Source organism: Planotetraspora thailandica (assembly GCF_016863335.1).
Classification (GTDB): Bacteria; Actinomycetota; Actinomycetes; order Streptosporangiales; family Streptosporangiaceae; genus Planotetraspora; species Planotetraspora thailandica.
Genome location: NZ_BOOR01000005.1, coordinates 23,601 through 49,925 on the forward strand (window position 1 = coordinate 23,601; position 26,325 = coordinate 49,925).

The 26,325-nt window shown below is 67.8% G+C and carries 21 protein-coding genes; 9 read left to right on the forward strand and 12 right to left on the reverse strand.

What is annotated here, in order from left to right:
* Positions 1-152: 152 nt before the first annotated feature.
* A complete protein-coding gene (locus Pth03_RS02910; protein ID WP_203942523.1) occupies positions 153-926 on the forward strand; it encodes a ParA family protein in 774 nt (257 codons plus the stop codon).
* 296 nt (positions 927-1,222) lie between these two features.
* On the forward strand, positions 1,223-2,182 hold the full coding sequence (locus tag Pth03_RS02915) for a ParB/RepB/Spo0J family partition protein (protein ID WP_203942524.1): 960 nt from the start codon (positions 1,223-1,225) through the stop codon (positions 2,180-2,182).
* A gap of 1,387 nt (positions 2,183-3,569) precedes the next feature.
* Here the strand turns inward: Pth03_RS02915 and Pth03_RS02920 are convergent.
* Positions 3,570-4,520 carry a D-alanine--D-alanine ligase family protein gene (locus tag Pth03_RS02920; RefSeq protein WP_203942525.1) on the reverse strand — a complete coding sequence of 317 codons (951 nt, stop codon included), beginning with the start codon at positions 4,518-4,520 and terminating at the stop codon, positions 3,570-3,572.
* 161 nt (positions 4,521-4,681) lie between these two features.
* Positions 4,682-5,914: an aminotransferase-like domain-containing protein gene (locus tag Pth03_RS02925; protein WP_203942734.1), complete on the reverse strand. Its 1,233-nt coding sequence runs from the start codon at positions 5,912-5,914 to the stop codon at positions 4,682-4,684.
* Between the two features lie 376 nt (positions 5,915-6,290).
* Between Pth03_RS02925 and Pth03_RS02930 the strand changes: the two genes are divergently transcribed.
* On the forward strand, positions 6,291-6,908 hold the full coding sequence (locus tag Pth03_RS02930; protein WP_203942526.1) for a GNAT family N-acetyltransferase: 618 nt from the start codon (positions 6,291-6,293) through the stop codon (positions 6,906-6,908).
* 217 nt (positions 6,909-7,125) lie between these two features.
* On the opposite strand, the gene trxA is transcribed toward Pth03_RS02930, so the two are convergent.
* The 7 genes from trxA to Pth03_RS02965 all read right to left on the reverse strand — a co-directional run bounded on the left by trxA (position 7,126) and on the right by Pth03_RS02965 (position 15,319).
* Positions 7,126-7,449 carry a thioredoxin gene (gene trxA, locus Pth03_RS02935; RefSeq protein WP_275413017.1) on the reverse strand — a complete coding sequence of 108 codons (324 nt, stop codon included), beginning with the start codon at positions 7,447-7,449 and terminating at the stop codon, positions 7,126-7,128.
* Between the two features lie 63 nt (positions 7,450-7,512).
* Complete coding sequence (gene trxB, locus Pth03_RS02940; RefSeq protein ID WP_203942527.1) at positions 7,513-8,442, reverse strand: thioredoxin-disulfide reductase; 930 nt, start codon at positions 8,440-8,442, stop codon at positions 7,513-7,515.
* A 111-nt stretch (positions 8,443-8,553) separates the two neighbouring features.
* Positions 8,554-9,141, reverse strand: coding sequence for an RNA polymerase sigma factor SigM (gene sigM, locus Pth03_RS02945; RefSeq protein ID WP_203942528.1), 588 nt, complete (start codon positions 9,139-9,141; stop codon positions 8,554-8,556).
* Positions 9,142-9,189: 48 nt separating this feature from the next.
* On the reverse strand, positions 9,190-10,680 hold the full coding sequence (locus tag Pth03_RS02950; protein WP_203942529.1) for a protein kinase family protein: 1,491 nt from the start codon (positions 10,678-10,680) through the stop codon (positions 9,190-9,192).
* A gap of 200 nt (positions 10,681-10,880) precedes the next feature.
* Positions 10,881-12,479, reverse strand: a complete 1,599-nt coding sequence (gene murJ / locus Pth03_RS02955) for a murein biosynthesis integral membrane protein MurJ (protein ID WP_203942530.1) — start codon at positions 12,477-12,479, stop codon at positions 10,881-10,883.
* 70 nt (positions 12,480-12,549) lie between these two features.
* Positions 12,550-14,736 carry a DUF6049 family protein gene (locus Pth03_RS02960; RefSeq protein WP_203942531.1) on the reverse strand — a complete coding sequence of 729 codons (2,187 nt, stop codon included), beginning with the start codon at positions 14,734-14,736 and terminating at the stop codon, positions 12,550-12,552.
* Positions 14,737-14,782: 46 nt separating this feature from the next.
* Positions 14,783-15,319: an aminoacyl-tRNA deacylase gene (locus tag Pth03_RS02965; protein WP_203942532.1), complete on the reverse strand. Its 537-nt coding sequence runs from the start codon at positions 15,317-15,319 to the stop codon at positions 14,783-14,785.
* A 134-nt stretch (positions 15,320-15,453) separates the two neighbouring features.
* On the opposite strand from Pth03_RS02965, the gene Pth03_RS02970 reads away from it, so the two are divergent.
* Both Pth03_RS02970 and Pth03_RS02975 read left to right on the forward strand, forming a co-directional pair.
* Positions 15,454-16,890: a CCA tRNA nucleotidyltransferase gene (locus Pth03_RS02970; RefSeq protein WP_203942533.1), complete on the forward strand. Its 1,437-nt coding sequence runs from the start codon at positions 15,454-15,456 to the stop codon at positions 16,888-16,890.
* 433 nt (positions 16,891-17,323) lie between these two features.
* A complete protein-coding gene (locus Pth03_RS02975) occupies positions 17,324-18,592 on the forward strand; it encodes an adenosylmethionine--8-amino-7-oxononanoate transaminase (RefSeq protein ID WP_239118716.1) in 1,269 nt (422 codons plus the stop codon).
* A gap of 16 nt (positions 18,593-18,608) precedes the next feature.
* On the opposite strand, the gene Pth03_RS02980 is transcribed toward Pth03_RS02975, so the two are convergent.
* Positions 18,609-19,910, reverse strand: a complete 1,302-nt coding sequence (locus Pth03_RS02980; protein WP_203942534.1) for an MFS transporter — start codon at positions 19,908-19,910, stop codon at positions 18,609-18,611.
* A gap of 108 nt (positions 19,911-20,018) precedes the next feature.
* Here Pth03_RS02980 and idi point away from each other — a divergent pair, with 108 nt between their 5' ends.
* Positions 20,019-20,600 (forward strand): isopentenyl-diphosphate Delta-isomerase, encoded by a 582-nt coding sequence (gene idi / locus Pth03_RS02985; protein ID WP_373318485.1) that lies wholly within the window; start codon positions 20,019-20,021, stop codon positions 20,598-20,600.
* A 131-nt stretch (positions 20,601-20,731) separates the two neighbouring features.
* On the opposite strand, the gene Pth03_RS02990 is transcribed toward idi, so the two are convergent.
* Both Pth03_RS02990 and Pth03_RS02995 read right to left on the reverse strand, forming a co-directional pair.
* Positions 20,732-21,811, reverse strand: a complete 1,080-nt coding sequence (locus Pth03_RS02990; protein ID WP_203942536.1) for an inositol-3-phosphate synthase — start codon at positions 21,809-21,811, stop codon at positions 20,732-20,734.
* Positions 21,812-21,836: 25 nt separating this feature from the next.
* Positions 21,837-22,490 (reverse strand): PadR family transcriptional regulator, encoded by a 654-nt coding sequence (locus Pth03_RS02995; RefSeq protein ID WP_203942537.1) that lies wholly within the window; start codon positions 22,488-22,490, stop codon positions 21,837-21,839.
* Between the two features lie 128 nt (positions 22,491-22,618).
* On the opposite strand from Pth03_RS02995, the gene Pth03_RS03000 reads away from it, so the two are divergent.
* The 3 genes from Pth03_RS03000 (at position 22,619) to Pth03_RS03010 (ending at position 26,322) form a co-directional block, all read left to right on the forward strand.
* Positions 22,619-23,002: a DUF5318 family protein gene (locus Pth03_RS03000; protein WP_203942538.1), complete on the forward strand. Its 384-nt coding sequence runs from the start codon at positions 22,619-22,621 to the stop codon at positions 23,000-23,002.
* A gap of 411 nt (positions 23,003-23,413) precedes the next feature.
* Positions 23,414-23,752, forward strand: coding sequence for a hypothetical protein (locus tag Pth03_RS03005; protein ID WP_203942539.1), 339 nt, complete (start codon positions 23,414-23,416; stop codon positions 23,750-23,752).
* Between the two features lie 335 nt (positions 23,753-24,087).
* The gene (locus Pth03_RS03010) at positions 24,088-26,322 is read left to right on the forward strand and encodes a transglycosylase domain-containing protein (RefSeq protein ID WP_203942540.1); all 2,235 of its coding nucleotides are present in this window, start codon (positions 24,088-24,090) and stop codon (positions 26,320-26,322) included.
* Positions 26,323-26,325 lie beyond the last annotated feature (3 nt).

Sequence of the window (26,325 nt, forward strand, 5' to 3'; positions counted from 1 at the left end):
CCCCGATTAATGGCGATTCCCCGTTGGTACGAGAGGCATTGAGCTCCGTGGTTTCACGTGAAACAGCCGCACCCCCGCCGGCGGCTGCACCTTCCGTCGGCTACTCGACCCGTCGTGAGGGGGACTGGCCCAAACCTCCCCACTGCCGTGTGATGACGGTGGCCAACCAGAAGGGCGGGGTCGGCAAGACGACCACGGCCGTCAACCTTGCCGCGGCACTGTCCATGCATGGCCAGCGCGTGCTCGTCGTCGACCTGGATCCCCAGGGCAACGCCTCCACCGCGCTGGCGACGGAGCACCGTGCGGGAACGCCCTCGGTCTATCAGGTTCTGGTGGACGACCTTTCCCTGGCGTCCATCGTGAAGGAAGTGCCGGAGATGCCTGGCCTCTTCTGCGCTCCCGCCACGCTCGACCTGGCCGGTGCCGAGATCGAGCTGGTCCCCATGGTCGGGCGGGAGGCCCGGCTGAAGCGTGCGTTGAACTCCTTCGAGGAAATGGAGTTCGACTACATCTTCATCGACTGCCCGCCGTCGCTCGGACTGCTGACCGTGAACGCGATGGCGGCCGCCCAGGAGGTGCTCATCCCGATCCAGTGCGAGTACTACGCACTGGAGGGCCTCAGCCAGCTCCTGCAGAACGTCGAGCTCGTGCGGGTTCACCTGAACCAGAGCCTGTCGCTATCCACGATCCTTCTCACGATGTACGACGGGCGCACCCGGCTGGCCTCGCAGGTGGCGGACGAGGTCCGGTCGCATTTCGCGGACACGGTGCTCGACGCGGTGATCCCCCGCAGCGTCCGGGTTTCCGAGGCGCCCAGCTACGGCCAGTCGGTCATGACGTACGACCCGGGTTCGAGCGGCGCCATGGCGTACATGGAGGCGGCCCGTGAGATCGCCCATCGCGCCGCGGCGCTCGCCAAGGCGTAGGCCGGTCGTCGCCGCCGGCCCGGGCTTCGGCTCCTCCTCCGCCGGGACCTGCCAAACGGGTGGAAGGCACCGGGCTGGTCATGCTCTTGGTGAGACCGGGAGCCGTGATGTCGGCGCGGAGATGACGGAATCAGGGCGGGGGGATCATGAAACGATCGCCCGTCATCGCGTCGGAGCCTGTGCGCCGATGCTCATGTGGGGGCCCGCGCGGCGGTACCCTCTCGTGGTGTGCATGAAGTGCCCAGCGGCCCCGGCCGCTGGGCACTGCCTTCTGTGCGGTGCGTAAGGGAGCAGCGGTGACTCAGCAGCGTCGGGGACTGGGCAAGGGTCTTGGAGCTCTGATCCCCACGGGGCCTATCGTGGATCCGGAGGTCTCGGCCGGCTCTCCGGCCGAGACACCGCTGGAGTCGGGGCTGAAGCCCGTCGACGGCGCCTATTTCCAGGAAATCCCCGTTGCGGCGATCACGCCCAATCCGCGCCAGCCCCGCGAGGTCTTCGACGAGGATCGCCTGGAGGAACTGGCCGCGTCCATCAAGGAGGTCGGGCTTCTCCAGCCGGTCGTCGTACGCGCGGTCGGCGGCGGCAAGTTCGAGCTCATCATGGGGGAGCGGCGCTGGAGGGCGTCGCAGATCGCCGGTCTCGAGGAGATTCCCGCGATCGTCCGCAGCACGCAGGACGACGAGATGCTGCGGGAAGCCCTCATCGAGAACCTTCAGCGCGAGCAGCTGAACTCCCTTGAGGAGGCGGCGGCCTACCGGCAACTGCTCGACGACTTCGGTGCCACCCACGAGGTGCTCGCGACGAAGGTCGGCCGCTCCCGCTCGCACATCACCAACACGCTCCGCCTGCTGAACCTCCCGCCCAACGTTCAGGTACGGCTGGCCGCGGGCGTCATCAGCGCGGGACACGCCAGGGCGCTCCTGTCCCTGGACGACCCGGCCGCCCAGGATCGCCTCGCGGCGCGGATCGTCGCCGAGGGGCTGTCCGTGCGGACGGTCGAGGAGATCGTTGCGCTCGGCGACGCGACCTCCGGGCCGGCTCCCCGGCAGCCTCGGAGAAAGCAGGCAACGGCCCCGGCGCTCCGCCACCTCGCGGATCGGCTCTCGGATCACTTCGAGACGAGGGTGCGGGTCGATCTTGGTCAACGCAAGGGAAAGATCGTGGTCGAGTTCTCCACGATCGACGACCTTGAGCGCATCATCGGCACGATGGCGCCGGAGGCCGGCAACGCGATGCGTGGCCTCACCGCGGAATAGTCACTCGCTCAGGAAGCCCCGCGCCCGGAGGCGCTGCGCTGAGCAGACGCCGCGTTCAATGGGGTCTGACCCCAGTTGGGAAACGGCGGCGTTTTCAGAGCGGCGGCGTTTTCAGAGCGGCGGCGTTTTCAGAGCGGCGGCGTTTGAGGAGTAGCGGCGTACCGGGAAGTCCGGATGCGCCGCGTGAGACCGGCCGCGTTCGGCAGGAGTGCCTTTGCTATGCGGCGAGGGGTGCATCTTTGCTTGGACGCTTTCGGCAGGGTGTGTCCAGGAAGCCCCTCTGACGAATCCACGAGTCTTCGACGGCTTGGCAGGATCCCGCCCACGCGATGGGCGAGGGCGGTAGTTCGGCTCGTGATCGCGCGTAGTTCGATTTCGGCGAGGCCCATGAGCGCTCGCTTCCAACGACGAAGACTCGGCTGTTTCACGTGAAACAGCCGAGCCCGTCTCCTTTGAGGCTTGCCGGCCATGTGGCATGAGGCGTGCGGAGCCGGGTGGGTGGAACTCTGCGGAGACCCTCGATTGCCAGCCGCATCGACGATGGGGGAGACGGCACCTAGGTTCGTGGACCGGCACCGCTAGGCCCCAGAGGTGGCACGCCTGGACGCGATTCGATGACTCCGCTCTGCGGCCCGGCCCGCACCCCGACCACCGCAATGTGTTTCGCCACTCGATAGGGCATCAGTGGTCCGCAACTGAGGGTCGAGCGCAGCGGGTCGGCAGCCATGAGTGTGCACGGCGGCCGGACGCGGCACGGCGGCCACACACGATATGTAGGCCGCACGCGGCACGCCGTGGACCACGCCGGGCCGTCGTGGCCGTACAGCACCGGTTCGCCAGGGGCGACGAGGAGTCGGTGCTCGGCACCCTTGCCGACCGCAGCGGCCGGCACCGCGTCCTGCTGGTCAGAACTTGTCCACTACGGGTCGGTCACCAGTGCCGGTCTCGAGGGTTTGGCACGAGGAGCGAGTATCACGGGGGGCAGCGCGGCGTGGGCGGGTCCACGCCGGGTCAGTGAAACTCGGCCTCCGCGTCCGTCCTCTGTAGTCCGGACTGCAGCCATAGCCCCTGCAGCCACGGCGGCCTCCAGTCCGGTCACCGCGCCCCAGTCGCTGCGCCTGGCCCCCGCAGCTCGCCCGCTGAACGCCGGTCTCCGTGGGGCATGTTCTGCAGACCTGAATTGCGGCCGGATCGGCTCGATGAATTGCATTGCCTTGCCAGACAGCCCACCGGCGCCGCCATGTTTCACGTGAAACGTCGAGCCGCCACCGTTCTTCAGCGCCGCAACTGCTGTGAACGCCCTTAGGAGGCTCCCCAGCCACCCGACCCAGGAGATGCGCGGCCGACCCGGTTGAGAAGGAACGCCGAGCGTCCAAGCCGGGCCGGTTCAGCCGCGGCGTACGGCGACTTCCAGAAGGCCCTTGCAGAGAGCACCGAGATCGCGGCCCGCCGCTTCGGCGGCCATCGGGAGCAACGAGGTCTCCGTCATGCCCGGGGCCACGTTCACTTCCAGGAACCACGGCTTGCCGGAGGCGTCGACGATGAGGTCGGTACGGGAGACGTCACGCAGCCCCAGGGCGGTGTGGGCGGCCACGGCCATCGCCGCGCACGCCTCCGTCTCCTCCTTCGCCAGCCGAGCAGGAGCGAAGAATTCGGTGTGCCCCGCGGTGTACCGAGCCGCGTAGTCGTAAACCCCTCCGTCGGGCACGATTTCCACCGGAGGCAGCGCGATGGGCCCCTCGCCGAGGTCGACGACGGACACGGCGACCTCGACGCCCTGGACGTACTTCTCGATCAGCGCGGTGTCACCGTACGCGAAGCAGCCGACCATCGCGGCGGGCAACTCGTCGGCGGTGCGCACGATCGACGCCCCGAGCGCCGAGCCGCCGCGTGACGGCTTGACGAACAACGGCAGCCCGAGCCTGTCCACGATGCGGGCGAGCACGGCGGAAGCGCCCAGATCGTGGAACGTCTCCTTCGGCAGAGCGACGGAATCGGGTGTGTTCAGCCCCCACGACCGCACGACCGCCTTGGCCGTCGGCTTGTCGAAGGCCACCCGGCATGCGTCCGGAGTGGCCCCGACGTACGGCACGCCGAGCAGCTCGAGCACGGACCGGATGGCCCCGTCCTCTCCTGCTCCTCCGTGGAGCGTCACGAAGGCCGCGTTCGGCGGGTCCGACAACACAGCGGGCACGAGGCCGGAGTCGGTGTCCCTCGTCTCGACGTCGATTCCCGCTGTGCGCAGCACATCCGCGACCCGCCGGCCGGAGCGGATGGAGACCTCGCGCTCGTAGGACAGCCCGCCCGCGAGCACCAGCACGTGGCCGAGATCGCTCATGCCGGCCTCCCGTGGAGCGAAACGGCGCTCGTCGACCGCCGATCGATTCGCCGCACAGGCAAGGAGCGCTCGCTCCAGGTTCGCTTGCTCACGGAGAGGGCCTTTCTCTCGCCGAGGAGTTCCAGGTAGGGCCGGCCCGATCAGGCTAGCCCTACATGGTCTCAGGCGAGATCCGGGCCAGGCGTGTCGACTCCGAGGGGCCACCGCGCGGATCCGGTGCCGAACGTGTCGCGCAGCTGCAACTCCTGCTCGATCACGCCCGCAAGGCGGCGCACACCCTCGCGGATGCGGTCCGGCTGGGGATAGCAGTAGGACAGCCGCATGTGCTGCGCACCGCCGCCGTCGGAGTAGAAGCCGGTGCCGGGAACGAAGGCGACGCGCTCGGCGACGGCGCGCGGAAGGAGCGCCTTGGAGTCGAGGCCTTCGGGCAGCGTCATCCACACGAAGAAGCCGCCGGCCGGGCGGGTCCACGTGCATCCCGCCGGCATGAACACCTCGAGGGCGCCCAGTAGCGCGTCACGACGCTCGCGGTAGAGCTCCCGGAAGGTCTTGATCTGCTCGCGCCATGGCTGGTTCGCCAGGTATTGCCCGACGGCGAGCTGGGTGAAGGTGGAGTGCGACAAGACCGCGGACTCCATCGCCAGGACGAGCTTGTCGCGCACAGCGTGCGGGGCGAGCGCCCAGCCGACGCGGAAGCCCGGGGCGAGGGTCTTGGAGAACGAGCCAAGGTAGACGACGCCGTCCGGGTCGTCCGCGCGCAGGGCACGAAGCGGCTCACCGTCGAAACCGAGTAACCCGTACGGGTTGTCCTCCACCACGAGCACCCCGGCCCGCTGGCAGATCTCCAGCACCTGGCGCCGCCTGACCTCGTTGAGGGTGACGCCGGCCGGGTTCTGGAACGTCGGGATCGTGTACAGGAATTTGATCTTGTTTCCGGCGGTCTGCAGCGCATAGATGGTCTGCGCGAGCGACTCCGGAATGATGCCCTGGTCGTCCATGGCGATGTGCACGACCTTGGCCTGATAGGCGCTGAACGTCCCGAGGGCGCCCACGTACGACGGACCTTCGGCCAGAACGACATCACCCGGGTCGATGAAGATCCGGGTGATCAGGTCGAGGGCCTGTTGAGAGCCGACGGTGACGACCACGTCGTCGGCCCCGGCCTCGATGCCCTCCATGCGCATGACCTCGCAGATCTGCTCGCGGAGGTCGGGGTCGCCCTGGCCCGAGCCGTACTGCAGGGCCACCGGCCCGCGTTTGGCGACGAGATCGGAGACGAGCTCGCCCACCACGTCCAGGGGAAGCGCGGTGACGTACGGCATGCCGCCGGCGAGGGAGACCACCTCGGGCCTCGACGCGACGGCGAAAAGAGCTCGGACCTCGGAGGCGACCATCCCGGCGGCGCGGGCAGCGTACCGGTCGATGTAGGCGTCAATTCGCGACCCTTGGGCCGCGCTCGTCCGACCGTGATCGAGCTCATGCGTCACGGTCCACCTCCGATCACGTAGCCGAGAAAACCAGAGTACGGTAGCGCGCCACGCTGATCACAGCAGGGGCTTGACGAGGACGGGCTCCGCTCCCGTGATCCCAAGCCCGCGCCAGACGGCGGCTCGACCTCTGGTCGTGGGCCCTGACGCCCACGAAAACAGGGGTTGCCGACCGTTGTGGCGACCGGTCCGAGCCCCTGCCTCTGGGTTACCATGCCAGCTGTAGACGCCGTGAAGCGCGCGCTTTTCTTGGCAAGACTCCGGGTGAGGATTGGGGCATCACGTGTCGCGTCGGCTGGCCAACGTCACTCTGGACAACCTGGACGATCTGCCCCGCCGCTGCCGGCAGTGCGTTTTCTGGGAGCTCGATCCTGTCGGCGGTGAGCGTGCCGTGAAGGGTGGCGACCCGGGCCTGGAGAAGGAGGCGTGGATCTCCGCGACCCTGCTCGAATGGGGGAGCTGCGGGAAGATCGCGTACGTCGACGGCGTCGCTGCCGGTTTCGTGCTCTACGCCCCGCCGCTCTACGTGCCCCGTTCGATCGCGTTCCCCACGTCGCCGGTGAGCTCCGACGCGGTCCTGATGATGACGGCGCACATCATCCCCGAGTTCTCGGGGGGAGGGCTCGGCCGCATGCTCGTGCAGGGCGTCGCGAAGGATCTGACCCGCAGGGGAGTGCGGGCCATCGAAGCCTTCGGCGATCTGAAGTGGGAACAGCCCAGTTGCCTGATGCCCGCCGAATACCTGCTTTCGGTTGGGTTCAAAACCGTTCGCCCGCATCTGCGCTTCCCTCGGCTCCGGCTGGAGCTCAAGACCGCCATCTCCTGGCGTGAGGACGTCGAGGTGGCCCTGGAGCGCCTCCTCGGGTCGATGAGCCCGGAGCGGGCTCTACGGCCCGTCTGAGACGATCTCAGCGCTCCGGGCCCCTTCCTGCCGCCCGCAGTCCCCCGAAAGCGCCGTCGGCGGCCCCTGATCGTCCGGCGGCACGGCCCTGGTGCGTACGGCTTGGCCGTACAAACGGAAAGGCCCCCCTCGCCGGAGCGAGAGGAGCCTTCCTCGTGGGTGTGGGTACCGCCAGGAAAGGCGGTGGTACGGCTTGCGCCGCAGGGGGCATCGGTCCTCAGATGATGCCCTCGAGCTCGCGGAGCAGCATCGCCTTCGGCTTGGCTCCGATGATCTGCTTCACGACCTCTCCACCCTTGTAGACGTTCAGCGTCGGGATCTGGAGCACGCCGTAGTCGCGCGGCGTGGCCGGGTTCTCGTCGATGTTCAACTTGACCACGGTCAGCTTGTCGGCGTTCTCGGTCGCGATCTCCTCGAGGATGGGGGCGACCTGGCGGCAAGGACCACACCATTCAGCCCAGAAGTCCACGATGACCGGCTTGTCACTCTTGAGGACCTCGGCATCGAAGGTGCCGTCGGTCACGCTCTTGATGGCGCCCAAGGTATCTCTCCCCTTGATCTGTGTGGTCGTTGTAACCGCGGAGGGTCTCTCCGCATTCCCGCGTCAGCCCTGGTCGACGAGCCACCGCTCGGCGTCGATGGACGCGGAGCAACCGGTGCCCGCCGCGGTGATCGCCTGCCGGTAGGTGTGGTCGACGACGTCGCCCGCTGCGAAGACGCCCTCGATGTTCGTCCGCGTAGTCGGCGAGTCGACGAGGATGTAGCCCTCGTCGTCCAGGTCGATCTGGCCCCTGACCAGGTCGGTGCGCGGATCGTGCCCGATGGCGAGGAACAGGCCGCCGGCGGCGATCTCCGTCTCCTCGCCGGTCTTGACGTTCCTGACGCGCACGCCGGTGACACGCGTGTCGCCCAGGACGTCGACGACCTCGCTGTCCCAGACGAAGCGGATCTTCTCGTTCGCGAACGCGCGCTCCTGCATGATCTTGCTGGCGCGCAGTTGGTCACGCCTGTGGACGACGGTTACGGTCTTGGCGAACCGGGTGAGGAACGTGGCCTCCTCCATAGCCGTGTCACCGCCGCCGACGACCACGATGTCCTGGTCGCGGAAGAAGAAGCCGTCACACGTGGCACACCAGGAGACGCCGCGGCCGGACAGGCGCTTCTCGTTCTCCAGACCCAGCTCGCGGTAGCTCGACCCGGTCGCCAGGATGACGGACTTCGCGTAGAAGGTGTCGGTGTGGGTCTTCACGACCTTGGGGTTCGCCGCGAGATCGACCTCGACCACGTCGTCGGCGACGAGTTCGGCCCCGAAGCGTTCCGCCTGCTTGCGCATGTTGTCCATCAGGTCGGGACCCATGATCCCGTCGGGGAAGCCGGGGAAGTTCTCCACCTCGGTGGTGTTCATGAGAGCGCCGCCGGCGGTGACCGACCCCTCGAACACCAGCGGACTGAGGTCGGCGCGGGCGGAGTAGACGGCCGCCGTGTAGCCGGCAGGCCCCGACCCAATGATGATCACGTTACGGACGTCGCTCAACGGACTCGCCTTCCCGATGCGGTTCATGCCATGGCGTCAACAGATCCTAGGTCTTCAGGATTCCCGCAGGCTCCATCTCGGATACGGCGTGGTCACCCTGAGAGACGGGCTTCAGGACGCCCGTGCCGTACCGGGCTCGATGCCGGGCCGGGTCCGCAGGTGAGCGAGGATGGGCACGAGCTTGGCCCGGCCGCGGGAGCAACGGCTTTTGACCGTCCCCGCCGGCACATGAAGCACTCCGGCGGCGTCCTCCACCGAATAGCCCATCATGTCCACCAGCACCAGAGCGGCCCGCTGGTCGGCCGGCAGTCGCTTGAGCGCGGCCTCGACCTCCATGGACACCAGGTGCTCGCCGGTCTGGTCAGCCGCCGTGGCGTCTCTCTCGGCGGCCACCATCAGCTCGTCGTCGGTCACCGGCCGCACGTGCCTGCGCCGCATCCGGTCGAGACAGGCGTTGATCACGATGCGGCGCAACCAGGTGGTCACCGCGGCCTCGCCGCGGAAGCTCTCCGCCTTGCTGTAGACGGACACGAACGCGTCCTGTACGGCATCGGCGGCCTCGTCGGGGTCGCCGATGGTCCGCAGGGCGACCAGCCACAGACGATCGCGGTGACGCTTGACGATCTCCCGGAAGGCGTTGGGGTCGCCGCCCAGGTGTCGGCTCAGAAGATCGGCATCCGTCACGGCCGGGCGTGTCATGTGCTCAGCCGGTGGGGGATCGTCTGATGGGAAGGTCACATAACCCTGCTATGCAGATGCGGAGGAATGCACCAGTATGTCATAAATCGAGCCCCGGTACTTGCCCTGGTACGGAGGCAGCCGGGTGAACCAGATCAACACATATTGGCCGGTCGTCGCCTTGGACGGGGTGAGGGTGACCGTGCCCGAGGCGTCCGCTTCCTTGGCCACCGTCTTGAGCGAGCTCAGCTCGGTCGCGTCGCCGACCTTCAGCTCGATGGACGAGCCGGGGACGTCGCCCAGCGACACCGAGACGTCGGAGATCGGGATCGACTTGCCCATGTCGAGGATCAGGCCGACGCCATCCTTGAGACGCCCCAGTTCCGGGCTGTTGTAGGACGTGGTGTGCCAGTCCGTCGACGACTTCCCGTCGATGGCGGCGCCGGCCAGGTTCGGGTTCTCCGAGTGGTCGTCGCCCAGAGGGTCGAATCCCTCGGCGCTGACCGCCTTGACCGTCACCGGCTTGGGAGTCTCCGAGGGCGTGGGCGACGGGCTCTGCGCCACCGCCGGGGTGGTGCCGAGGTTCTTGCCCACGGTCCAGGCGCCGAGACCGACGGCCGCCATGACGAGCAGCACGATGATGGTCAGCAGGATCTTGCTCGCGGCCCCGCTCTGCTGCTGGGGACGTGGCGGCACGGGCGGGGGAGCGGCCGGTTGCGCGGGCCACGGCGTCGCCGTCTCCGGGGCCTCCGTGCGCTGGTTGAGCGCGGGCGGATTGGGGGAGATCGGCACAGGCGCGGGACGCGGCACCTCCGAGAGGGCGTCGGCGATCTCGGCCGGGGTGGTCAGCGGCGGCTGCCCCCTGCGGGGCTCCTGCAGGAGGATCCTGCAGGTGATGGCGTCCAGGTAGCCGGGCACGCCAGCGGTCACCTGCCGTGGTGTGCACAGCTTTCCGTAGTCGAGCGGCGCGGGCGGCAACCCGGAGTCGCCGTCGCCCGGCCAGTGGCCCGTCACGGCGGCGTACAGCAGGCGTCCCAGGCCCAGCGTGTCGTCCCTGACGGGGTCGTCGCTGGTCAGACCGAGGATCGCGGCGTCCACCGCGAGGCCGAGCAGCTTGACGGTGCTGCCCGTCGTCCACACCAGGCGGCTGGGTGTCAGGTTGAGATGGGTGAGGCCCTCGTCATGGGCGTGCGCAAGCGCCTCGGCCGCCTCGGCGACCAGCGCGGCTCCCCGCTCCGGTTCGATCGGCCTGCTCGTCAGCAGGTCGAGGAGGGACTCGCCGCTGACCCACTCGCTGACGACGTACGCCGTGCCGTCCTGGTCGGCCGCGTCGAACACCTGGGTGAGCCGGGGGTCGGTGAGACGGCTGGCCGCGCGTGCCGCCCTGACCACCTCGTCGACGCGGAGGAATTCGGGGCTGAAGGTGTGGACGGCGACAGGCCGGGCGAGAATCTCGTCGATGGCCTTCCAGAGTGTCGCACCGCCGAACTCGCTGACCCGGTCCTCAAGCCGGAAACGATCCGCCAGCCGGGTGCCTGGTTCGACTGCGGACATACTCATAGGGCCGCCTCAATCCGCGGCTCATCGGCACGCATCAGCCGATGCCGGGTGGTTTCGCCCACGCCTTCCCGCTTCCGCTCGCCGGTCGAACTCTAGGCGCACCATGCTAGTGCCGTGCCGGTCCTGCCCGCCTTCCCGATCGAAGAGGTCTGAATCGGACTTTTTGCAACCCTCTACGGTTCGGTCTCTCTTGAGGACTCTTACCGTCCTACCCGGCTTGTAACGAGTCCAATGATTGAGCTCACCTCGGGCACCCGCATCCGGTGTGCGGCCAGCAGGTAGAACAGCAGGCCGAAGCCGCCGCCGGCGGCCAGGATGACAGCGGAGCTGAGCGCCGTGATCGGTGCGATCTCCCTCGCCAGCCAGAGGACGGCCAGCGCGACGACGGCCGCGGGAATCGCCGCGACGTACATTCGGGAGAGTCCCGCCGCCACCCCGCGGCCGCCCAGACCTTGGATCTTCTTACTCGCCAGCACCCATGCGACGCCGCTGCCGATCACGTACGTCAGCGCGTAGGCGAAGGCCATGCCGATCACGATGTACCGGGCGGGAAGTGTGGAATACGCAATAAGGCTCAGAGTGGCCTGGATCGCGACGTTGATGGCGGCGATGATCGCGGGGGTTCTGGTGTCGCCGAAGCTGTAGAAGACCCGCAGCAACAGCTGGAAGATCGAGAACGGCACCAGCGCCAGGCCGAAGACCTGCAACACGTAGCCGATGTAGAGCGCGTTCTCCGCGTTCATGTTGCCCCACGAGAAGATCAGCGTGGTGGCCGCGGGCCCCAGGACCATCAGCAGCAGGCCGGACGGGACGATGACCGACGAGACGAGTCGCACACCGGAACCGAACTCCGCCCGGGCCGAGTCGAACTCCCCGTCATGGACGTACCTGCTCATCCTCGGCAGCATCGCCGTGATCACCGACACCGCGATGATTCCGTACGGCAACTGGAAGAGCTGGAAGGCGTAGGAATAGGCGCTGTTGCCCGCGCCGGGGGCCGCGTCGCCGGCGCCCGTGGCCAGCTTGGTGGTCACCCAGAAGCCGAACTGGTTGATTCCGACGAACACGAAGGTCCACAAGGCGGCCTTCCCCGCCTCCCCCAGGCCGGTGTCGCGCAGGCCCAGCCGGGGACGGAACCGGAAACCGGCCCGGTGCAACGCGATGACCAGCACGATCGACTGGGCCACGATGCCGGCCGTCGTGCCGAGACCGAGAAGCATCAGGCTCCGGTCGCTCACCTTGTCGATGTCGGACGATCCGGTCATGTAGTACGCGACGCCGATCCCGATCACGACGATGTTGTTGAGTACCGGAGCCCACATGGGGGCGGCGAACCTGTCTCGCGTGTTCAGGATCGCGCCGGCCATCGCCCCGATCCCGAAGAACGCGATCTGCGGCAGGATGAACCGTGCGAGCGAGGCCGCCACGTCGATCTTGTGTGGCGACCAGTTGGAGGCCGTGTAGAGCACCATGATCGGCCGGGCGAGCAACACGCCCAGTACGGCGATGAGCGTCAGGACCACGATCGCGAGCGTCATCAGCCGCTGCTCGAAGGCCCGTCCGCCGTCGGCGTCCTGCTTCTTGGCACGCACGATCATCGGCACGATCACGCTGCTGAGCACGCCGCCGATCAACAGGTCGAACAGGATCAAGGGAATCGTGTAGGCCGCGTTGTACGCGTCGCCGAGCGCGAAGGTGCCGATCGCCGCTGCGAGCACCGCCGTACGGACGAACCCGGTGAGCCGCGAGACCATCGTGCCGGCAGCCATGATCGCGCTGGCCCGAAGCATCCTGCTCATATGTTTCCTTCAGTTCGGCGGTCGGTTCTGCCGCATCCGGGCGCTGGCGCCTCAGAAAGTTCTCCAGAGGCTACGCGGGCGGAGTCTCGGCCCGTTCAGCCGGTACGGGTTCAGCCTGCCCGGACTCCGGTTCAGGGGTCGCCGCGTCCTCGGCGGGACTGAACGGGAACGACTTCCTGGAGCGCCGGCGCAGGATCCGCATCACCACGGCCGCCAACATGATCACCAGGGCGGTGCCGACGATGGCCAGCGCGATGCCGGTGTACCCGGTCGCGCGCACGGTCACGTGCACGGGAGGCCCGTACGGCTTGCCCTCGGCGGTGAGGAGCTGGATGGAGATCGTCGCCTCTCCGCCGCCCTCGGGCACCGTGACGGGCACGTTCACCAGTTGGCTGCGGTCTTTCAGTATCGAGATCGGATCGGTCTGGTAGGCGCCGCCGGCCGCGTCGATCCCCAGCTTCTTCGTGTTGTCGGAGGTGACCCGGATGACGATGTTGACCTCGCGGTCCAGGTTGTTGGCGACCGTCACCGGGACCTGGCCGTTCGAGCCGGCCACCGCGCGCGGGGTGTTGATCACCGACACGTCGTCCATGCGGGTTTCGATCGCATCCGCCACCTGCTCGGCGAAGGTGTTGGCGTCCTTGGAGTCGCCGCGCCACGTCGCCGAGGTCAGCCGGAGGATGGCGTCGTGGAAGAGCTGCGTGTGCTCCTTGGTCACCGTGGCCGCCGCGTCGGCCTGGTCGCTGAGTTTGCGCACCTTCTCCAGGTAGGTGCGCCCGAGCTCGGACTGGCGGTTCTTGTCGGTGTAGACGAGGTCCGACCTCGTCACCTGGTTCTTGGCGGTCTTGGTGGCGTCGAGCGTGGTCATGCGCAGCCACGGGACCTTTGAGACGCTGCCGAGCAACCCCAGGACGTATTTGGGATCCGGGTTCCACAGCGGGTTGGTGGGCGCGACGACGATCGTGCGCACCGCGGCCTTGGGCGCGAGACCTGTCGGAGGCTGCTGGGCCGACTGCTCGAAGGCGATCATCGCGGTCTCCGCGACGAACCGCTGCCGGGCGAGCGCGACGCCCCCCTGAGAGGACGCGTCGCCGCCGAGGATCTGGCTCAGGGTCGGATCGGAGAGCAGGGCGGTCACCGGACCCGACACGGTGTCGACCGTCGCGGCCGCGCCGGGCGTCGTCGTGGTGGCCGGGTTGGGCGGCAGCGTGGAACCGGAAAGCAGCACCGAGGTCACCCCGGCCGTCGCCAGCTCGTCGAGGCCGTCACGGTCGACCGCGCCCCCCGCTGGCCACGCCGTGGACGCCGGCACATTCCGCCCCAGCAGGCTGGTGGCCACGGCCGAGCCACGCTGGATCGCCGCAGCGGCCTGGGCGTCGAGCCCGTTGTGGACGAGTCCTGTGATGTCCGGATCCGCGTACGGCGTGGCCATCACGGGCTTGCCCGTCAGCGCCGTACGGAGGGCGTCGAACCACTGCGCCGTCGCCGCGTCAGGGGCCTTGCGCTGCGCTTTGTCGTCGACACCGACCTTGTACGGCCCGGCCGACGACTGGCGGGCGTCTTCGAGCACCACCGGGTCGACGAACCACGTCACGGCTTTGCCGGTGCCCTGCACGAGCTGGAGGAGCCGTGCCAGGCGGCCGGAGGTGACCGACGCGTGGAGGTCGTCGTTCATAAAGGTGGTGTCGTCGGCGCGGTGCGGCTGATCGATGACGGGCAGGGCGACGGCGAGCTTGATCTGCGGGGTCTTCTGACCCTTGGGGGCATAGGTCAGGAAGGTCCGGTCGGACGCGATCGGCTGCAGGGTTGTGCCGTCGACCAGTTCGAGCCCGAGGGGATAGACCCCGGCTTGCGTCATTCCGATCTCTTGCGGCGTCACGACGAACCTGAAGGCGTATTTGCCCGACTGGTCGAGCTGCGCGTACTGGATCTTCGTGTTGTACGACGTGGTCAGGTCGGCCTCGCCGGTCGCATAACGATCCATGTCCGCGCGTGTCTGGAACGGCTGGCTCGGCGAATAGTGGATTCGCATGCGTATGGGAGTCGATGGGGAGCCCGTGACCGTTCCCGAGATCGTGATCGGGGCGGCCGGATCGCTCGCGACCTCCGGCGTGATCTGCCCGATGACCAGCGGGTTCGCGGGAGCAGCGGCCATCTTGCCCAGACCTCGGGGAGCCGCGGCAGCCGTACCGGCCATGCTCGGGGGGACGAGCAGGGCGGCGGTCAGCAGGGCGAGCAGTGCGGCTTTACGGATCATGTGCGGGCCTGCGGTGGGGTTCGGCGCACGCCCAGAATGCTATGGCCTAAGCCGTACTCATTGGGCTGGCCAGGCTCGCCAGACCGAGTGTCCGGGGTGTCGTCAGGTCCACAGGCTTGCCCGACATCAGCTGGAAAAGGTGAAAAGCGCGAAGGCGTAGGGCTGTGCATCGTTCGCCGGTGGCGGTGTGGACCGCATCGTCCGGATCGATCCGATCGATGAGCCGCTGGTCGATGAGAACGGTCATGTGATCGGGCAGCAGGAGCGGGCAGACCAATCCGTCGGCGTAGTCGGTTTCGGAGTTCACGGTGAAAGCGGTGGCCGGCCGTATGCGCTCGGCCCCGAGGAAAGCTCCGACGGCCTTGGCCCCGGGTGGGTCCCCGACGGATCCGACGACGGCGACGGCCTCGGTGCCGGTCTTCCCCGAGACGACGAAGACGGAGACGGCGACGCAGGTCTCCGGCGACGCGGCGAGGATCTCCGGCAGGTTGTCGGAGGATGTCAAAGGACGCGGAAGCCGTACGATCTCATGGTGGATCTGGTGGGCAAGGAGCCAGCGATGAATCGCGAGAGCATCTTTCATCCCGAGTGCTCCTTGCTTTTGTCCAGCGCCCCCGAACTGACCGTAGCCTGGTGATTGCTAGGTGTGCATCTCCCCTAGGTGACACCCGGAACGACGGGGGAGAATTGTTCCGTGACCGAAGGACTTACCCAGCCTTGTCCGTTTCAAATCTGAGCGAGCGCCAGCAACGAGCCGTCGACGACCTGTTCAGGCGCATAGCCCCTGTCGCCGACCGGCTCGGGGAGCTGTTCGCCGCGAGCGGGCATGAGCTGGCCCTCGTCGGCGGCTCCGTCCGCGACGTCTTCCTCGGCCGCGTCGGCCACGACCTCGACCTGACCACGGACGCCAGGCCCGAGCGCGTGCTGGAGATCGTCAAGGACTGGGCGGACGCCGTATGGACGATCGGGATCGACTTCGGAACGGTGGGCGTCCGCAAGGACGGTTGGCAACTGGAGATCACGACATATCGCAGCGAGTCGTACGATCCAGCCTCGCGCAAGCCTGAGGTCGCCTACGGAGACACGCTCGACGGCGACCTCGCCCGCCGGGATTTCGCGGTGAACGCGATGGCGGTGCGTGTGCCCGGCCACGAGTTCGTCGACCCGTACGGCGGGCTGGCCGACCTAACCGCCAAGGTGCTGCGGACGCCGGGCAGGCCCGAGGACTCCTTCGACGACGACCCGCTGCGGATGCTGCGCGCGGCCCGATTCGCCTCGCAGCTCGGGTTCTCCGTGGACCCGAAGGCCGTCGAGGCGATGACGGCCATGGCCGGCCGCATCGAGATCGTCTCCGCCGAGCGGATCCGCGACGAGCTCGACAAGCTGATCTGCGGCGTCGGGCCCCGGGACGGGCTGGCCTTGCTCGTGGAGACCGGGCTGGCCGCGCACGTGCTGCCTGAGCTGCCCAAACTGCGCCTGGAGATCGACGAGCACCATCGGCACAAGGACGTCTACGAGCACACGTTGATCGTGCTCGAGCAGGCCGTGGCACTGGAGACGTCCGGCCCCGACCATGTGCTGCGGTGGGCCGCGCTGCTGCACGACATCGGCAAGCCGAAGACCCGCCGCAACGAGCCCGGGGGACGTGTCTCCTTCCACCACCACGAGGTGGTCGGGGCTCAGATGGCCAAGAAGCGGATGAGCGAGCTCAAGTTCCCCAAGGACGTCGTGTCGGACGTGTCACGGCTCGTGGAGCTGCATCTGCGTTTCCACGGATACGGGTCGGGCGAGTGGACCGACAGTGCCGTGCGGCGTTACGTCCGCGATGCCGGACATCTGCTGGAACGGTTGCACAAACTCACCCGGGCCGACTGCACGACCCGCAACAAGCGCAAGGCCGCCGCGCTCTCCCAGACCTACGACCAGCTGGAGGAGCGCATCTCCCGGCTCGCCGAGGAGGAGGAGCTGGCCAAGATCCGGCCAGAGCTCGACGGCAACGAGATCCAGGAGATCCTCGGCCTTTCTCCGGGGCCGCTGATCGGCCAGGCGTACAAGCACATGCTGGAGATCCGCATGGACGAAGGCATGATCGGCAAGGAAGCCGCCAAGGAAGCCCTGCTGAAGTGGGCCAAGGCCCAGGAGATCCTCCCCTGACCACCCCCATGCCTTAGCGGGGGCGGTCATGCCCTCGTTGTGGTGATCATGCAGACCTTCGGCGATTTCCGCGTCGACCTGCACCAACTCGTGGGGTGATCATGCAGGACTTCGGGCGCGCCCCGGCTGAGCAGTGCGAATCTCAATCGTGATCATGCAGAAACTCGGGATCACGCCTTCTGGCCTGCACTGTTTCATTCCGTGATCATGCAGTTTCGCCAGAACTGCATGATCACGAAAAGTGAAACCCCAGGTCGGGATGCGACTTTCCGAACTTCTGCATGGTCACGATGGGCGTTCGGCCAGGTCACGGCCACTATCGCCGAACTTCTGCATGATCACCCCCAAGGTTGGGGCAGGTCGGGGGCCACGCACACGAGCTTCTGCATGATCACGGGCAAGGGGGGGGAGGGTGCTGGGGAAGGGGCCTATCGTGGCTGGTGTGAATGGCGACGACATCCTGCGGCTGGATCGTGATCATGTGTGGCATCCCTACACGGCGGTGCCGTCCACGGTCCCTGTGCACGTCGTCACCAAGGCCACGGGTCTGCGGCTGACGCTGGCCGACGGCCGCGAGCTGCTCGACGGCATGTCGTCGTGGTGGGCGGCCATCCACGGATACGACCACCCACGCCTCAACCAGGCCGTACGCGACCAGCTCGACGACATGGCCCATGTCATGTTCGGCGGCCTCACTCACGAGCCCGCCGTACGGCTGGCCCAGACGCTGTCCACGATGACGGGTCTCGACAAGGTGTTCTTCGCCGACTCGGGCTCGGTGGCCGTCGAGGTGGCCATCAAGATGGCGTTCCAGTACGCCTCCGGCACCGGCCGCCCGGGCCGCTCCAAGCTGCTCACCGTGCGCGGCGGCTACCACGGCGACACCTTCGGTGCGATGTCGGTCTGCGACCCCGTTAACGGCATGCATCACCTGTTCTCCGGGCTGCTCCCGCAGCACGTGTTCGCCCCCCTGCCCCCCGGCGGTTACGGCTCCAGCCCCGACGACGCCTATCTCCGCGAACTGGACTCGCTCGTCTCGGCACACGCACACGAGCTGGCCGCGATCATCGTGGAGCCCGTCGTCCAGGGGGCGGGGGGCATGCGGTTCTACCACCCGGCCTACCTCCGCCGCCTGCGTGAGCTCGCCGACGAGCACGGCATCCTGCTGATCGCCGACGAGATCGCCACCGGGTTCGGCCGGACCGGGGAGATGTTCGGCTGCGACCACGCCGCGATCACGCCCGACATCATGTGCCTCGGCAAGGCGCTGACCGGCGGATACATGACCCTCGCCGCGACCCTGTGCAGCCAGAAGGTGGCCGACGGCATCGGCGTGCTCATGCACGGGCCGACCTACATGGGCAACCCGCTCGCGACCGCCGTGGCCAACGCGTCACTGGAGTTGCTGGCCGAACGCCCCTGGAGGGAGGAGGTCAAGCGCATCGAGGCCGGCCTTCTCGACGGCCTGGCGGAGGCAGCGGGCATGCCCGGCGTGCACGATGTCCGGGTGCTCGGCGCGATCGGGGTGATCGAGACCGCAGAACCCATCGATGTGGCGAAGATCCAGGACGTCGTGATGGCCCACGGCGTCTGGCTGCGGCCGTTCGGCCGCCTGATCTACACGATGCCGCCCTATGACTGTGGGACGGACGAGATTGCGCAGATCACGCGTGCCATGGTGGCCGCAGCCGCGACTCTGTGAACGCCGGGCCCACGGGTCAGTCGGTGACGATGGCGGGCTGGCGGCCGGTGCCCGTGCCGGAGACGGTGATCCGGTACACCAGTGCGCCCACCAGGTAGCCGAGGCCGATGACGGTGAGCACGAGGAACGACTTGCCGTTCGCCGGCAGGAGCAACGCCGCGATCACCGCGCCGAGCACGGTCATGCCGTTGAAGAGCATGTCGTAGATCGAGAAGACCCGGCCCAGGTAGACCTCGCCGATCTCCCGCTGGACCACGGTGTCTGCGCAGATCTTCACGCTCTGACCGGCCACGCCGAGCACGAATGCCGCGATGTTGAGGCCCACCTCGCTGAAGGTGGCGCAGAGCACGAATCCCAGGACGCCGCAGGTGATGAGCATCATCGGGATCCAGGTCTCGATGCGGTACCGCTGGGTGGCCCAGGGGGTGATCGGCACGGCGAAGAAGAAGCCGACGCCCGACGAGGCCAGCACGATCGTGATGCCGCGCAGCGCCACGTCGGCGTCGGTGGTGAAGTAGTAGCGATACAGCATGACCACCATCGCGGTCAGCATGCCGTACAGCAGGCGATGTGTGGCCATGCCGCCGAGGGCCGCCGCGGCCCCGCGCCGGTGCGCGATGTGCCGGGCGCCGTCGACGAGCCCGCTCACGACGTTCCGTACGGCCTCGCGCACCTGGGGGAGCGAGGGATCGTAGGTGGGACCGAGGAGGGACCTGCTCATCGTTCGCGCGATCAGCGCGCTCAGGCCGAAGATGAGCCCCGAGGCCACCAGCAGGAGGGCCGTGCCGCCGGTGCCGGCACCGAACACCACCCGCAGCAGGAACCCGACTCCGGCGCCGACGAAGGTCACGACGGTGCCGGACGTGGGGGTGACCGCGTTGGCCGTCACGAGCCGTTCTTTGGAGACGACGTGGGGAAGGGCCGCACTGAGGGCCGAGAGGAAGAAGCGGTTCACGCCGAGAACGCCGAGAGCGGCGGCGTAGAACACCACGTCGGACGCTCCGCCGGCCACGAGGGCGGCCGCCACGAGGAGCAGCGTCCCCCGGACGAGCGGCGCGATCACCAGGATCTGCCGCCTTGACCAGCGGTCGATGAGTACTCCGACGAAAGGCCCGAGGACGCTGTACGGCAACAGCAGAACGGCGAACCCTGCGGCGATCTCGGCCGCGGTGGCCTGACGTTCTGGACTGAAGAAGGCATAGCCTCCGACCGTGAACTGGAAGATCCCGTCCGAAAACTGAGAGACGAGCCGGGTGCCGAAGAGCCGCCGGAAGTCCCGGCCTTCCAGTACCACCCGCAGGTCGGAGAGAAATGACACGGCGAAAGCCTACGCGCGCTGATCTACCGTGCCATCCGGGGCATCACTGACCTGTCCCTGATCGCGAGTCGCCCTTCCGAAACGCACATGATCACGTACGCTCAGTGTGTGACCTATGACGAACACGTCGTGCTGGTCGACGGTGAGGGAAACCCGATCGGCACCGCTCCCAAGTCCACGGTGCACGGGGTCGAGACGCCTTTGCACCTTGCGTTCTCGAGCTACGTCTTCGACAGGCAGGCTCGCCTCCTGCTGTCCCGGAGGGCGGACCACAAGATCACCTGGCCGGGCGAATGGACCAACAGCTGCTGTGGCCATCCGCTGCCCGGGGAGCCGCTGGAGTCTGCGGTCACGCGCCGGCTCGACTACGAACTCGGGCTGCGGGTCGACTCCGTCGATCTGGTCTTGCCCCGCTTCTCCTACAAGGCCGTCATGGACAACGGCACCATGGAACACGAGCTCTGCCCGGTCTACCGGGTGATCGTGTCGGCGGATGCCGTACCGAACGCCGAGGAGGTCGGCGCGGTCAGGTGGGTTCCGTGGAAGGAGTTCGCCGACGAGGTGATGAGCGGGGAGCTGGCCATATCCCCGTGGGCGCGGGAGCAGGTGCCCCTGCTAGTGGAGCTGGGCCCCGACCCCCTCACCTGGCCGGTGGCCGATCGGGCCGGCCTTCCTCCCGCCGCTCGCTGACGGTCTGGATCGTCCCGTACGGCCAGGCGCCCTCGGCGGCGGAAGCAGCCCTGTACGGCGAAGCGCCCCAGGCCGTCCGGTGACGGACCCAGGGCGCCAGGCCTGCGAGCAGATGAGAGGCGAACCGCCTTCTAGCGCTCCACCTGGCCGCGGATGAACTGCTCGACGGCGTCGCGGGCGGCGTCGTCGGAGTACTGCTCCGGCGGCGACTTCATGAAGTAGGACGAGGGCGACAGCAGCGGGCCGCCGATGCCCCGGTCGAGGGCGATCTTCGCCGCGCGCACCGCGTCGATGATGATGCCGGCGGAGTTGGGCGAGTCCCAGACCTCCAGCTTGTACTCGAGGTTGAGCGGGGTGTCGCCGAAGGACTTGCCCTCCAGACGGACGTAGGCCCACTTGCGGTCGTCCAGCCACGGCACGTGGTCGGACGGGCCGATGTGCACGTCGGCCTTGGCCATCTCGTGCGGGATCTGCGAGGTCACCGACTGCGTCTTGGAGATCTTCTTGGACTGGAGGCGCTTGCGCTCCAGCATGTTCATGAAGTCCATGTTGCCGCCGAAGTTGAGCTGGTAGGTGCGCAGCAACTCGACGCCGCGGTCCTCGAACAGCTTGGCCAGCACGCGGTGGGTGATGGTGGCGCCGACCTGCGACTTGATGTCGTCACCGACGATCGGCACGCCGGCCTCGGTGAACTTGGCGGCCCACTCGGGGTCGGAGGCGATGAAGACGGGCAGGGCGTTGACGAATGCCACCCGCGCGTCGATGGCGCACTGGGCGTAGAAGCGGTCGGCCTCCTCCGAACCCACCGGCAGGTAGGAGACGAGCACGTCGACCTTGGCGTCCTTGAGCGCTTGGACGACGTCGACCGGCTTCTCGTCGGACTCCTCGATGATCTCGCGGTAGTACTCGCCCAGACCGTCGAACGTCGGGCCGCGCTGCACGGTGATACCCAGCGGCGGCACATCGGTGATCTTGATCGTGTTGTTCTCCGAGGCGACGATCGCCTCGGACAGGTCGCGGCCGACCTTCTTGGCATCAACGTCGAAGGCGGCGACGAACTCGACGTCACCCACGTGGTAGTCGCCGAATCGCACGTGCATCAGGCCCGGCACACGAGTGCTCGGATCTGCGTCCCTGTAGTAGTGGACACCCTGGACGAGCGACGCGGCGCAGTTACCCACACCAACGATGGCTACGCGCACCGAACCCATCGCACCTGCTCCTTTACTTTCTGTCTTACTTATCCGTTTGAGGCTTCTCGGCCCTTTGTGGTGTTTCTTGTGCGGCCTGCGGCTGATCGGGGCCGGCGGGGATCGATCCTTCGTCCGTCGCGGGGGGAGCCGTGGTGCTCCGCCGCTCGGAGTCGATCAGCTCGTTCAGCCAGCGGACCTCACGCTCGACCGACTCCAGCCCGTGGCGCTGGAGCTCGAGGGTGTAGCTGTCCAGTCGTTCTCTGGTGCGGGCGAGAGCCGTACGGACTCCTTCGAGGCGCTCTTCCAGGCGGCTGCGGCGGCCTTCGAGGATGCGCAGCCGCACCTCGGCCTCCGTGTGGCGGAAGAAGGCGAAGTGGATGCCGAAACTCTCGTCCTCCCAGGCGGAGGGGCCCGCCTGGGTGAGCAGCTCGTGGAGCCGCTCCTTGCCCTCTGCAGTGAGCTTGTAGACGATCTTCGACCGGCGGCCGATGACCGTCTCCTCCGGGGGCTCCTCCTCGACGATGAAGCCGTCGTTGAGCAGCCCTCTCAGGCAGGGATAGAGCGAGCCGTAGGAGAAGGCCCGGAACATCCCCAACAGAGTGTTGAGTCGTTTCCGCAGCTCGTAGCCGTGCAGCGGGGTCTCGTGGAGAGAGCCCAGGACGGCGAGCTCCAGCACGCCTCCACGAGGGCCTGTCACTGGAACCACCTCCCTTATGCCCGGCCGATGTATCGCTCCGATACATCTGCAGGATACGTCGGGGCGTCATATCGTGCAACGAATGAATGGTTGGGCACGCTTCGGCAAACGGCCGTAATCTGGGTCACATGTGGTCACAGCGGGCGGTCGTGGACTACGGCCTCGCACGGCGGGCGACGATCCAGTCGATCCGTTCCGGCCACATGGAAGCACGCGACGTCTGCGACGCTCACCCTTATCTGTTGCGCGCGGCGCGGTATCACGGGGAACCGACCGCACGCATCTGTCCCATCTGTGAGCAACGGAACGTGACGAATGTCACTTACGTTTATGGGGACGAACTAGGACGCCTGGCCGGACGTGTCAAGGCGACCGCCGATCTTGCCGAAATGGCCCGGGAATACGGAGAATTCCGGGTCTACGTGGTCGAGGTCTGTCAAGGTTGTTCATGGAACCATCTGGCGGTCTCGTTCGTGCTCGGGACAGGCGACCCCCCGGGTGCCTCTGTATAGGGCGACTCTTCAGCTCCACGAGGTACGCTCACCGGCCTGTCACCGATGTCGACGATTCCCCCGATAAGTAACGAGGACGCGTGACTTACAGCAGCTTCGGCCCCGAGGATCCTTCGGGCTCCGGCGGCTCGCCCCGCCCCGGGCGTCGTCGTCGCTCGCCCGAAAACTACGGGGACCATCGTGAACCGGTCCGTGGCGAGCAGCCGTCTGCGGGCCGGGCCCGCCCCGCGGCCGCCCAGCCGCCCCAATCCCCTTCGGCTCCGCGCGCGGCCCGCCCCGGCGGGCCGGCAAATGCAGGAGCCTCCGGCAACGCCCGGCGTGGCGCGGCCGCCTTCGAGGACACCGCGGCGATGAACGCGGCGCAGCCGCCTGGAGGAGGCCGCCCGTCCGATCCGCGGCAGGCCGCCGGCGGTGCCAGGCCCGATCCGCGCCAGCAGAGCAGCGGCGGCAGGCCGGCCCCCAATCGTGGTCCGGGCCAGCCCGGCGGACCTGCCCCTCGTGGCGCCGGTTCCCCGCCGCCCGGTTCCGCACCGCCCGGCTTCCAGGCGCCCGGCCCGCAGGGGCGCGCTCCGCAAGGCCCCGGCACGCCAGGCGGCCGGCCGCAGGGACCCGCTCCTCAGGGACCCGGTCAGCGGCCTGGAGCTCCAGGTGCGCCCGGTGGACCTGGTGGCCCGTCCCGCCCCGGCGTTCAGGGAGCGCGCGGCGCAGCCGGACCGGGTGGTCCCGGCGCTGAACGCACGCAGGCGCTGAACGCGCAGGCGGGCGGTTACCGCCGTGACGACGACGAGATCACAGGTCCGGGAGGGCATCGCCGCGCGCCCGGCAGGCGGCGCGTGGGCTCCGGCCCCGGAGGGCCGAGTGGCCCGGGAGGGCCGAGTGGCCCGGGAGGGCCGAGTGGCCCGGGAGGGCCGAACGGTCCGGGTGGTCCCGGCGGGCGCGGCCCCCGGGATCCGTTCGACGACGATGACGATTACGACAAGCCACGCCGGACGGGGTGGAAGCGCTTCATCCCCAACTGGAAGATCGTCGTCGCCAGCTGCACGATTCTTGCTGCAGGCATCTTCGGCATGATCATGGTCGCGTACATGAACACCCCGGTGCCCACGGCGACGCAGGCCACCGCCACCGCGCAGGGTAGCTCCATCTACTACAGCGACGGCAAGACGCTGATCGCGCGCGTCGGGATGGCCCGCGAGAACATTCCGTTCTCCGAGATGCCGCCGGCCATCCGGGACGCGGTCGTCGCGACTGAGAACAAGACGTTCTGGGACGACTCGGGAATCTCGATTCCCGGCATGGCGCGCTCGGTGTGGATGACGGCGACCGGGCAGCAGCTCCAGGGCGCTTCGACGATCACCCAGCAGATGGCCCGTAACTACTACGACGGCCTCAGCCAGGACGTGTCGATCAAGCGAAAGTTCAAGGAGATCTTCGTCTCGGTCAAGCTCGACCAGAGCCTGACCAAGGAGAAGATCCTCGAGCAGTACCTCAACACCGTCAACTTCGGCCGCGCCTACGGAATCCAGGCGGCGTCGAAGGCGTATTTCAACAAGCCCGCCAAGAGTCTCACCGTGGAGCAGGCGGCGTATCTCGCCGGCCGTATCCAGACGCCCGCCCTCGACGCGGACTCGCCGCAGCTTCAGAGCAGGTTCAAGGACGTCATCAATCTGATGGCGGCCTACGACCCGCAAAAGTACGGCAAGCTGCCGGCCACGGCGAAGTTCCCCAAGTCCATTAAGTTCCAGGACACCACGGCACTCAGCGGGTCCAAGGGCTACATGGTCAGCGTGGTGCTCGACGAGCTGGAGAAGCGCAAGATCTCGTATGCCGACATCCAGTCCAACGGCTACAAGATCGTCACCACGTTCAACAGAAGGCTCATGTCGGCCGCGAAGTCGGCGGTGCTGTCCGAGACGAGGGGCATGAGCAAGGAGTTCCACGCGGGGCTCGCCGCCGTGGACCCGGCCACCGGCAGGGTCGTCGCCTTCTACGGTGGGGACAACTACGACAAGGACAAGTGGAACGAGCCGTTCGACTCGCGGAAGCAGGCGGCGTCCGCCTTCAAGCCGTACGTGCTCGCCGCCTGGCTTGACGCGGGATACAGCCTCAAGAGCTACGTGCCCGGCAAGGAGACGGTGCCGAAGGAACTCCCAGGCACCACGCCCATCAAGAATGACGCAGGCGACGCGGGGCTACCGAGCGCGATCAACGTCACTGAAGCGACGGCCAAGTCGATCAACACGGCCTTCGCCTCGATGGCCTACGCGCTGCCGGGCCAGCTCCAGGACGTCAGGACGCTGGCCGAGCAGGCCGGAATCAGCAAGGACGCGATCGACCAGGACGAGAACGGCGTGGGCAAGGAGAACGGCCACGGCTACCAGCTCGCGATCGGAAGCGTCGGCGTCACCCCGGTCGAGCAGGCCGCCGGCTATTCGATCTTCGCGAACGCGGGCAAGCACGCCGACTGGCACGTCGTTCAGTCGATCAAGCAGGGCAACCTGACCATCCTGCCGGAGCTCAAGACCACGCGGCAGGTCATCTCGCCCGAGGCAGCGGCCGACGCCACCACCGCGATGGAAGAGGTGCTGAAGACCGGTACGGCCGGCGGCAGGGGACTGCCTGACCGGCCGTCGGCGGGTAAGACGGGAACGAACAACGACGAGAAGGAAGCCTGGTTCGTCGGCTTCACCCCGCAGTTGAGCACGGCCGTCGGCATGTATCGCGAGGTGTGCAAAACCAGCAAGGGCAAGATCGTTCAGCCGCAGTACTCGCAGTGCCCCATCACGGACGGCAAGAAGAACAGCAAGTACAACATCAACAAGCCGTTCAGCCAGGCGTACGAAGTTTCGCTGGGCTTCGCGGGTGCCACCCACCCGACCACCATCTGGCGCAACTTCATGATGGCCGCCCTGCAGGGCAAGCCTGTGGAGCAGTTCCCGAAGCCGGCCGACATCGGCACGCCGCACGATCTCCTCCAGCCGCCCCCACCGCCCGTGCAGAAGCCCGACCCGGGCCAGCAGAACCCCGGGCAGTGCCAGCCGAACGACCCGAATTGTCAGGGTGGCGGCGGCGGTAACCCCGGTCAGTGCCAGCCGGGCGACCCGACCTGTCAGGGTGGCGGCGGCGGTAACCCCGGTCAGTGCCAGCCGGGCGACCCGACCTGTCAGGGTGGCGGCGGCGGTAACCCCGGCCAGTGCCAGCCGGGCGACCCCACCTGCCAGGGCACGACCGACCCGACCAAGCCCGGCGGCGGACATGGCGGCGGGCAGCAGCCGGTGACGGGCCAGGCTCTGACCATGCGGAGATTCTCCGCACGATGAGGC

Coding starts and splice junctions, on each gene's coding strand:
- Pth03_RS02960 (WP_203942531.1), bottom strand. CDS start 14,736: ATGATCCGTAAAGCCGCACTGCTCGCCCTGCTGACCGCCGCCCTGCTC.
- murJ (WP_203942530.1), bottom strand. CDS start 12,479: ATGAGCAGGATGCTTCGGGCCAGCGCGATCATGGCTGCCGGCACGATG.
- Pth03_RS02965 (WP_203942532.1), bottom strand. CDS start 15,319: ATGAAAGATGCTCTCGCGATTCATCGCTGGCTCCTTGCCCACCAGATC.
- Pth03_RS02920 (WP_203942525.1), bottom strand. CDS start 4,520: ATGAGCGATCTCGGCCACGTGCTGGTGCTCGCGGGCGGGCTGTCCTAC.
- Pth03_RS02990 (WP_203942536.1), bottom strand. CDS start 21,811: ATGGGTTCGGTGCGCGTAGCCATCGTTGGTGTGGGTAACTGCGCCGCG.
- Pth03_RS03000 (WP_203942538.1), top strand. CDS start 22,619: ATGTGGTCACAGCGGGCGGTCGTGGACTACGGCCTCGCACGGCGGGCG.
- Pth03_RS02910 (WP_203942523.1), top strand. CDS start 153: ATGACGGTGGCCAACCAGAAGGGCGGGGTCGGCAAGACGACCACGGCC.
- Pth03_RS02925 (WP_203942734.1), bottom strand. CDS start 5,914: ATGGTCGCCTCCGAGGTCCGAGCTCTTTTCGCCGTCGCGTCGAGGCCC.
- Pth03_RS02950 (WP_203942529.1), bottom strand. CDS start 10,680: ATGAGTATGTCCGCAGTCGAACCAGGCACCCGGCTGGCGGATCGTTTC.
- sigM (WP_203942528.1), bottom strand. CDS start 9,141: ATGACACGCCCGGCCGTGACGGATGCCGATCTTCTGAGCCGACACCTG.
- Pth03_RS03010 (WP_203942540.1), top strand. CDS start 24,088: ATGAACACCCCGGTGCCCACGGCGACGCAGGCCACCGCCACCGCGCAG.